Source organism: Microcoleus sp. A6-C6, from assembly GCF_036705955.1.
Classification (GTDB): domain Bacteria; phylum Cyanobacteriota; class Cyanobacteriia; order Cyanobacteriales; family Microcoleaceae; genus Microcoleus.
In genome coordinates this window covers 22750-32073 of sequence record NZ_JAUBVR010000070.1, presented here as the reverse complement: position 1 = coordinate 32073, position 9324 = coordinate 22750, and the positions used below count along the sequence as shown (strand labels likewise).

General features: G+C 45.8%; 9 protein-coding genes and 1 pseudogene. 7 read left to right on the top strand and 3 right to left on the bottom strand.

All coding sequences use genetic code 11. The features are described from left to right. Positions 1–143 (bottom strand): annotated as a pseudogene (locus tag QUB52_RS22845) (photosystem II D2 protein (photosystem q(a) protein)); the annotation flags it as partial. A gap of 201 nt (positions 144–344) precedes the next feature. Here QUB52_RS22845 and QUB52_RS22840 point away from each other — a divergent pair. From QUB52_RS22840 to QUB52_RS22815, 6 genes are all read left to right on the top strand, one after another. Then, positions 345–911 carry a photosystem I assembly protein Ycf4 gene (locus tag QUB52_RS22840; RefSeq protein WP_265234852.1) on the top strand — a complete coding sequence of 189 codons (567 nt, stop codon included), beginning with the start codon at positions 345–347 and terminating at the stop codon, positions 909–911. Positions 912–1075: 164 nt separating this feature from the next. Next, positions 1076–1876, top strand: coding sequence for a peptidylprolyl isomerase (locus tag QUB52_RS22835; RefSeq protein ID WP_332974432.1), 801 nt, complete (start codon positions 1076–1078; stop codon positions 1874–1876). Positions 1877–2020: 144 nt separating this feature from the next. Next, positions 2021–3235: a beta-ketoacyl-ACP synthase gene (locus tag QUB52_RS22830; protein ID WP_332974433.1), complete on the top strand. Its 1215-nt coding sequence runs from the start codon at positions 2021–2023 to the stop codon at positions 3233–3235. A 333-nt stretch (positions 3236–3568) separates the two neighbouring features. Continuing rightward, complete coding sequence (locus QUB52_RS22825; protein WP_265234855.1) at positions 3569–4678, top strand: ATP-binding protein; 1110 nt, start codon at positions 3569–3571, stop codon at positions 4676–4678. Positions 4679–4779: 101 nt separating this feature from the next. After that, the gene (gene mutL, locus QUB52_RS22820; RefSeq protein ID WP_332974434.1) at positions 4780–6687 is read left to right on the top strand and encodes a DNA mismatch repair endonuclease MutL; all 1908 of its coding nucleotides are present in this window, start codon (positions 4780–4782) and stop codon (positions 6685–6687) included. Positions 6688–6854: 167 nt separating this feature from the next. Then, positions 6855–7676 carry a SirB1 family protein gene (locus QUB52_RS22815; RefSeq protein ID WP_265234857.1) on the top strand — a complete coding sequence of 274 codons (822 nt, stop codon included), beginning with the start codon at positions 6855–6857 and terminating at the stop codon, positions 7674–7676. Here QUB52_RS22815 and QUB52_RS22810 read toward each other — a convergent pair. Further along, a complete protein-coding gene (locus QUB52_RS22810; protein WP_265234858.1) occupies positions 7647–7802 on the bottom strand; it encodes a hypothetical protein in 156 nt (51 codons plus the stop codon). The genes QUB52_RS22815 and QUB52_RS22810 overlap by 30 nt on opposite strands. A gap of 160 nt (positions 7803–7962) precedes the next feature. Between QUB52_RS22810 and QUB52_RS22805 the strand changes: the two genes are divergently transcribed. Then, on the top strand, positions 7963–8640 hold the full coding sequence (locus QUB52_RS22805; RefSeq protein ID WP_265234859.1) for an alpha/beta hydrolase: 678 nt from the start codon (positions 7963–7965) through the stop codon (positions 8638–8640). A 149-nt stretch (positions 8641–8789) separates the two neighbouring features. On the opposite strand, the gene QUB52_RS22800 is transcribed toward QUB52_RS22805, so the two are convergent. Further along, positions 8790–9254, bottom strand: coding sequence for an SRPBCC family protein (locus tag QUB52_RS22800; RefSeq protein WP_265234860.1), 465 nt, complete (start codon positions 9252–9254; stop codon positions 8790–8792). Positions 9255–9324: the final 70 nt, after the last annotated feature.

Below are 9324 nucleotides of genomic sequence, written 5' to 3'. Positions count from 1 at the left end.
CAGCCACCGATGGATAGGTAGGCGCAGGGGAATAGCAGGATGCCAGACCAGCCTACGAAGACGAAGCGATCGCGCTTGAGCCAGTCGTCGAGTACATCAAAGATGCCTCGTTCGGTCTGGGCGCGTCCGACTGCGATTGTCATAGCTCTTAAATCCTCTTGCTTGTTAAAAGACCAAGGTTTCTAATTAAAGTTAACATAACTATATATTATAAGTTCATTAATTTTCAACTAAAACGGCAGGAGTTGATACAGAATCGCGATCGGCTAGTCGCGATCGCCCAGGCGAATTGTGACGCACAGGTGGGCTAGTTGAATTAAAATTTGGCTTTAAGGCTGTTTATTATGACTGCAAAAACAATGACCTCGATCGATTCTGTCCTGCGCTACCAGGTTTTGGGCTCTCGTCGCTTCAGCAATTTCTGGTGGGGGACGATTGTCACCATTGGAGGCACTGGTTTCCTGCTGTCGGGCATTTCCAGCTACTTGCACGTGAACTTGCTGCCTTTTTCTGACCCGACTAAGCTCATTTTCATCCCCCAAGGCATCGCGATGGGTTTCTACGGTGTCTGCGGCGTGCTGTTGGCGCTTTACCTGTGGCTGACTATTCTCTGGGATGTCGGTGGCGGATACAATGAGTTCGATCGCAAAACAGGTAACATTCGGATCTTTCGCTGGGGATTTCCCGGCAAAAACCGCAAAATTGATTTTACTTGCCAGACATCGGACGTGCAATCTGTGCGGGTCGATATTAAAGAAGGTCTCAATCCCCGCCGCAGTATTTATCTTAAGCTCAAAGACCGCCGTCAGTTTCCCCTGACTAGAGTCGGACAGCCGATTTCTTTGTCTGATGTGGAAAATCAAGCTGCCGAATTGGCTCGATTTTTGCAAGTTCCCCTAGAAGGACTTTAGGGATTTTCGATTTTCGATTTTCGATTGGTAATGTCTTGTAGGGTGCGCGGCCGCGCACCAAATCGATAAATCTAAAGTATGTACGCCGTGCACATTATCCCCGGTAAATCGATAAATCTAGGGTGCACGGCTGCACCTTATGTTGAGTCAAAGTGAAAATAAAAATGCAAATGCAAATCAAAATTCAGCGGTGGTTCTTCTCACTTTTAATAGTTGGTGCGCTATTTGTCGGGGGATGCGGTAGTTCCCCTGCTGCAAACTCAACTCCAACACCAAATCCGGCATCGGGTGAAAGTATTTCTTTGTCTCCATCTCCGTCTCCGTCTGCGTCTCCGACTGCTGCTGTGGCGGCTGGTTCGCAATTTAGCAATTTGGCCCGCTTGACCGGAAAAGCAACGGTGGTGATGATCGTCAAAGGTGCTCCGATTACGATCGAACTTGACGGCACAAATGCCCCAATTACTGCCGGCAATTTTGTCGATTTGGTTCAGAAAGGAGTATACGACGGGCTGGTATTTCACCGAGTCGTGCGGGAACCTCAGCCTTTTGTAGTTCAGGGCGGCGACCCCCAGGGTAAAGACCCTAAATTCCCTACGGCGCGGCTCGGAACTGGCGGTTTTATTGACCCGAAAACTTCTACAGAACGCAGGATTCCTCTGGAAATTAAAGCTAAAGGTGCTGCAAACCCGACTTACAGCCAAACGCTACAAGAAGCTGGGGTTGCCCAGAAACCCGTGTTAATGCACACTCGCGGGGCTGTGGCTATGGCTCGATCGCAAAGTCCTGATTCGGCTTCTTCTCAGTTTTACTTTACTTTGACCGATGTGCCGTTTTTGGACGGTAGTTATGCGGTTTTTGGCTACGTGAAGCAAGGGATGGATGTAGTCGATCAGATTCAAGCGGGCGATCGCATTGAAAAGGCTACTGTTACTCAGGGTTTGGAAAATTTTAAACCTGTTAATTAGTCAGTAGTCAGTAGTCAGTAGTCAGTAGTTAGTTGACAGTAGTTAGTAGTCAGTAGTTAGTAGTTAGTAGTTAGTAGTTAGTAGTTAGTAGACACACAACTGCTTTCTGTTTTCTACTTTCTGCCGAAAGCAAGCTTTCTATTTATGGATGTTGTGGTTACGGGAATTGGTCTTGTTTCAGCTTTAGGTAATTTAGAAAATAGCTGGAAACAACTGTTGTCTGGGAATTGTGGCATTCGGAAGCATCAACCTTTTTTAGAACTTGAACCGCAGCTTTTGGCTTTGGTTGGTACAAAACCTGCTGATTTAATAACTTTAATTCGGCAGGTTTTGGCAGATGCTTTGCAAGATGCTGATTTGACTTTGCCTTTGCCTGATTGCGGAATTGCGATCGGCTCTAGCCGCGGCTTTCAGGCAAATTTGGAACAGTTGGCGAGGGAAGAAAGAAGGAAGAAGGAAGAGGGAAGATGGAAGAGGGAAGAAGGAAGAGGGAAGAAGGAAGATGGAAGGGAATTCTCAATGCCCAATTCCCAATTACTAATTCCCGATTCTCGATTTGTGGATTTTTTGCCTCACATGGGGGCGATCGCAGCGGCGAGGGCAATTGGCTCGATGGGGCCTGTATTCGCACCGATGGCTGCTTGTGCGACGGGCCTACAGTCGATCGCCCGCGCTGTTGATTTGATCCGCACCGGTGAGTGTCAGCGGGCGATCGCCGGTGCTGTGGAAGCCCCAATTACACCGCTGACTCTGGCTGGATTTAGCCGGATGGGTGCTTTGGCAAACACGGGCTGCTATCCGTTTGACGAACATCGGGAAGGCTTGGTGCTCGGCGAAGGCGGGGCTTTATTTGTATTAGAATCGGCTGAGTTGGCAAGCCGTCGTGGCGCTAAAATTTATGGTCGAATTTCTGGTTTTGGGTTTACAAATGATGCTTGTTATGCTACTGCGCCGGAGTTGGGTGGGAAAAGTGCGATCGCGGCGGTAACTCAATGTTTGAAACGCAGCAATTTATCGGCGGTTGATATAGATTTTATTCACGCTCATGGTACTGCAACTGATTTAAATGACCGACATGAAGCACTGTTAATTCAGAAATTGTTTCAGCAAGGAGTTGCTGTTAGTTCGACTAAGGGGGCTACTGGTCATACTTTGGGGGCTTCGGGTGCTTTGGGCATCGCTTTTTGTTTGATGGGTATTAAATACCAAATGTTGCCACCTTGCGCTGGTATGAAAAAACCTGGGTTTGAGTTAGATTTTGTGCGCTGTGCCCGATCGACTATTGTGAGAAATGCGGTTTGTTTGAGTTTTGGCTTTGGCGGGCAGAATGCTGCGGTTGTCTTATCTGGCGATCGTTAATTTTTGGCAATGAAAGGCGATCGGCATTTAAATTGTGCGCTCTTTCTAAAGTTAAAATCTTGTCATGCTCGCCGCTGAACTCGATCGCACATCCAATTAAAATCTCACAAATATTACCATATTTATGGATTTTAGTCAATTAATTAAGAATTTGCGCGAGATTGCTGCTGCTGTCTGAGTCTGGCTCTACATTCCGGCGATCGCCCTTTCCCGGCCAGGGATGCCAAAACATAGAGCCAGATTCAAGCAGTATTGTATTTTATCAACGCATCGATGCCGATCGGCGAAAATAGAAAAAAGAAACTGTTTAAATTAAGCATTAGGTATCATCTCATGGATCTGGCATCTCATCGATTTATGTCTTATTTTGAACCTCTGCAAGCTGCTCACCTGTGTCAAATAGCTGTATTGGAGAGTTTTGCTGAGGAAACGCTAGTTTTTGAAGAAGGAGAAACAGCCGATTTTTTATATCTAGTTTTAGAAGGTGAAGTCGAGTTTAGCAAGCGGATTGAAAACGGTAAATATCAAACTATTGCTGTCGCTAAGCCAGACGATTTTTTTGGCGAACTCGGAGTTTTAGACGGAGAGCCGCGCAGTGCTAGAGCTGTGGCATTTGGCGGCACGACTTTGGCAAAAATATGCCGCGAAGAACTAATAGCAACTCTAGAGTTTGCTAAAGGCAGTTCGGTACTGGAAATGTTTAGTTTCATTATTAAAAATTTGCGTTCTACGACAGATCAATATGTTAGCCAGTTCGTACACAAACAAAAAATGGTATTAGTAGGAGAAATGGTGAGTACAATCATTCACGATTTCAAAAGTCCTTTTACGGGAATTAAACTCTCCAGCGAAATGCTCAAAGAAATGCACCCGGATGAGGAAACTCAGGAGTGGTGCGAACTTATTCAATTACAAGTTCAGCGAATGTTGGGGATGGCTGAAGAAGTATTAGAATTTTCGCGAGGGAACTCTGTATTAAATAAAAAACCAGTCAATTTAATCCAGACATTGCAGCAGTTTGAAAAATTGAACAGAGTTTATTTTGATGCGGCAAAAGTAGATTTGGTGCTGCGGGTGACAGAAGTGATAGTGGAAGCGGACGAAAATAAGATTTTGCGCGTTTTGCAAAATCTAGTTGGGAATGCTGTTGAAGCTTTTGGCGGGCGCGGGGGGCGAGTTGAGATTATTGTGACACAAACCGAGGAGTGGGCAGAAATTAGCATTTACGATAACGGCCCAGGTATTCCGCCATCAATTCAGGACAAATTATTTGAACCGTTTGTGACCTACGGAAAGCGGACTGGTACTGGCTTGGGAACGGCGATTGCTAAGTCGATCGTTGATGCTCACAAAGGGGAAATTACCTATGAATCGGACAATGAAAAAGGGACAATTTTTTACATTCGATTGCCGAAAAATATTGCAGAAGCGGAGCAAGTTTAATTAGCAGACAGATATCAGGCTTTTCTCGATTTTCATGAGATATAATGTGTAGCGAGTAGCAGAATCAAGTAGAATTTAATTAACGAACTGCTAAAAATCTGATGCCAGTTACTATTCAAACCTTACCCGCAGAAGTTATCAATTTAATTGCCGCCGGCGAAGTGATTGACTCGATCGCCGCTGCGGTACGAGAATTAGTTGAAAATTCTCTGGATGCTGGCGCAACTCGCATCGTTGTGTCTGTTTGGCCCGAACAGTGGCGGGTGCAAGTTGCAGATAATGGTACGGGAATGGATCTGGAAAATTTGCAACAGGCGGCTTCGCCTCACAGTACGAGCAAAATTACCACGGAAGCTGACCTTTACAAAATTGCTACTTTGGGATTTCGCGGGGAAGCTTTGCACAGTTTGGCTCAGTTGGGCTGTTTGGAGGTTTTGAGCAGGCCGAATGATTTGGGATTGGGGGATTTTTGGGAAAATCGAGAGTCTGCGGAAACCCCCCCCAGCCCCCCCTTGTTAAGGGGGGGAGTTGAGAATTCATCGTTTAACAAAGGTGGAGTTGAAAATGCTCGATCGGGCTGGCGGGTAGTTTACAACAACGCGGGCGTTGCTGTGGATCTGGAAACAGTGGCGATCGCCCCTGGTACGGTGGTGAATGTGGATAATTTGTTTGGCAATTGGCCTGTGCGCCGCACTTTTTTGTCGCCGGCACAGCAAATGCGATCGATCCAATCAATTATTCAGCAAATAGCTATTTGTCACCCGCACGTTAATTGGCAGTTGCGTCAAGCAAATACGCCTTGTTTTTATGTAACTTCTGCCAGCACAGCGGCACAAATTTTGCCTCAATTTGTGCGCGGTGTGCGATCGAGCGATTTACAATATTTAAAGTTAGATTTGCCTGCGAGTCCTCAAAATCAGCAAGCAGCAAATTTTTTGCGAGAAACTCAACTTGTGGGAGCTACAAGCAAGCACAATTATCAATTACCTGCTGCTACTTCTCAATCATCTGTTACCAATTCCCAGTCTTTGGAATTAGTAATTGGTTTGCCCGATCGCTGTCACCGCAGGCGGCCGGATTGGGTTAAGGTGGCGGTGAATCGGCGGGTTGTGCGATCGCCCGAATTAGAGCAAACTATTCTCAGCGCCTTCGCCCGCACTTGTCCGCGCGATCGCTATCCTGTGTGTTTTGTTCACCTACAACTCTTCCCCTCGGAAATCGACTGGAACCGCCACCCGGCTAAAGTGGAAATTTATCTGCACGATCCGAGTTTTTGGCAAGCACAAGTTGGCGCTGCAATCGATCGGGCTTTGCACCTGAATGATGAGGTTTTGCCAGATCCTCCAATTCCCGATCGCGTGGGACAATTGCTGAAGGCATCGGAACAGAAAAGTGCTTACAGTGTAGGGGTTTCGGCTCGCCAGAATGATGAAGGGTGCCAAGATACAAAAAGTCGTAAAATAGGATTGATGGAACTGAGGGCGATCGCACAAGTTCACAATACTTACATTGTGGCCGAACATTCCAGCGGAATGTGGTTGATAGAACAACACATCGCTCACGAGCGCGTTTTGTACGAACACATCTGCGCTGATTGGCAGTTAAAATCTCTCGAAAAACCAGTAATTCTCAGTCAATTATCTGCCCTGCAAATCGAGAATTTGTCGCGCTTGGGTTTGGAGGTAGAAACATTTGGCGAACAGCTATGGGCGGCGCGAGAAGTGCCTGAATTGTTGGCCGATCGAGATGACTGTGCGGCTGCGCTTTTTGAACTCAGTAAAGTCGCAGATTTGCAAGCTGCTCAAGTTGCTACTGCTTGTCGCAGCGCTATGCGTAACGGTACTCCTTTGAGTCTTTTGCAAATGCAAAATTTGTTGGATGAATGGCAGCAAACTCGCAATCCGCGCACTTGTCCTCACGGACGCCCTATCTATTTTGCTTTGGAAGAATCGACTCTGGCTCGAATTTTTCGCCGCAGTTGGGTAATTGGTAAAAGTCACGGGATTTGAAAGTTAAAAGTTATGTTGTAAGGTGCGCGTTACATACAAAACTGTTTTTTTTAACCGCAGAGGGCGCAGAGAACGCAGAGAGGAAGAGTAGAGAGATGTTTTTAATGTTTTTTTGGGCAACAGGATATTCGGATAAAATGTCAATTAAAATCAAATAAATCATTAATATGGACTTTTCAAGAGCCAGACAACTCTTTTATCAAGAAATTAATCAGCCTGATGGTTCGATCGACCTGGCGAAAGCTGCACTGTATCTGGCTTTGGAAGAATACCCGAATTTAGAGCCGGAAGCGTATCTCAATGTTCTCGATTCGATCGCCGATCAAGTGCGCGATCGCCTCCCGCCACAGAATTATCCGCTGCGGATCATTCAAACAATTAACCGCTATCTGTACGAGGATTTGGAATTTTCCGGCAACGATGTTGATTATTATGACCCCCGCAATAGCTTTTTGAATCAAGTGATCGATCGCCGCACTGGCATTCCCATCTCTTTATCATTGGTTTATTTGGAGGTTGCTAAGCGCATTGATTTTCCGATGGTGGGGATTGGGATGCCGGGACATTTTTTAATTAAGCCGGATTTTGAAGATGCTGGGATTTTTGTGGATGCGTTTAATGGTGGCGAAATACTATTTCCTGAAGATTGTCAAGGGAGACTTTCTCAACTTTACGGTCAACCGATGGAGTTGCAACCGGCTTTTCTCGCCCCGGTAAGTCCGCGGCAGTTGTTGGGGCGAATGCTGGGGAATTTGAAGGCGATTTACTTCCAACAGGGTGATGCTATGAGGTTTCTCGCGGCGATCGATCGGATTTTGCTGCTGTTTCCCGATGCGCTGTTGGAAAGGCGCGATCGCGGAATTCTCTACTATCAACTGGGGCGCTTGGCGGAGGCGCGCCACGATTTGGAACTATACCTGACAAATGCTCCGAATGCTGAGGATGCTGCTAGAATTCGCCTATTGCTCGAAAGGCTCGACCAGAACTAACTTAAATGGGCGATCGCACAACATCGCATCCCAAGCCACACTCGATAAACTGCTGCTGGACAGCCCAATATCGCTCTTATAAGTTTTGCAAAGCTCGATGAATTCTTGCAAATCTGGGTATAACATATAACCGAGCGATTAACACCTATCTTTTGATAGGTTACATTTGCTCGACCTGACTGTAAAATATTATGTCATTTACGGAAGTCCTGAGTCCACTTTCCCCACTGGTACCCGCAGAGACGATCGATCGAAACAGTATTTTGACGTAAAAAGGCACAAACCCATGAACTTTAAGTTTCAACCAAATTATCTCAACGGAATGCAGCTACAGTCAGCCCATTTTACCAAAAAAATGTCAAAGTCTTTATCATTAGGTTTGGCACTTTTAATCTCGACAAGTGCAGTATTTCTCAACAGCGGCAAAGCTTTTGCACTAGACAATGTTACAGTAAAATACGGTGCAGTTGACGTAACTTTACCGATGAGCGACTTGCAAAGCTTTGCACAAACCGGCAAAGCATCACCTCAACTGCAAAGCGTTCTGAATTTGTCGAAACAAAGTCCCGATTCGGTACGCGAAATATTAACGCGAGAAGTGGCTTTAGATTCCCAATTAGTAACGCGGTTGGCAAATACTTATTTTGGGGAAATTGTTTTCAAAGAATTGGGCGACGTTGCTTATACGCCGACAACTAGGCTGCAAAGCGCGCCGGCACTGCGCGATGCCTTACTCGCAGCTTCCAAAGATGGCAAAATATCGCTGATCGAAGTGATTCAAAATTACGGGCCTGCTGCTTTAGAAGTGAATGGCAATCAAGCGGTGGCCATCTATCAGCGAGTCATCAAAGATTTGCAAGATATGCAGGCTTTATATCAGAATTCCCCAGCTTTGCAAAATACGGCAGGTCAAGCAAGACAAATGATTTGTCAGCCCAATTCATCATCGGGGGCTGGGAAGTAAATAACTGAAATTGTTGGAATTAAGAAATCAGAAATCGGGAATTGGGAATTGGAAATTGGGAGTTGCTAATTGCGAATTGGTGCTGCTTTTTCTATTAATCTTGAGGTTTCAACTATTGCCAATTACCGATTCCCAATTACCGTTACCGATTAGCTATTACTAATTTTTTCCGATAATTGCTCCGCTACTCGTTTGAGTCGGCGGAGTTGGTCTTTCATGTCTTTCTTGGTCAAAGAAGCTGCAAAGCGATTGAAACCAAATCTAATTAAAGGATTGGGGATTTGAAATTCAAAGCGGTTAATCAAGAGAGTTCCTTGGATTTGGGGCTGACATTCCCAGCGATCGCATCCTTTGAAAAATCCGTCGAACCCCCACACAATTAAACCGGGTTGTCGCTCCAACACTACGCTCTCTAAAGTGGGTTGCAAAACCGGAATTTTTATGATAAATAAGCTGCGACTTCCCACAGCAGTATCCCATTCGCCTTCAGGATCGCAGCGCAGTATGGGATTCAGCCATTTGTGCATTAAAGTGCGATCGACTATACAGCGCTCAACCAAGGTAGCAGCAGCGCGAATTTCAATAGATTGCTCGAAAACTTGACGAATTGACATGGAAACCTGCAAGCTAGAAGCGTATTCTTACAGTTTCTTATCTTGTTTGTCAAATCTGACGTTAATCTGA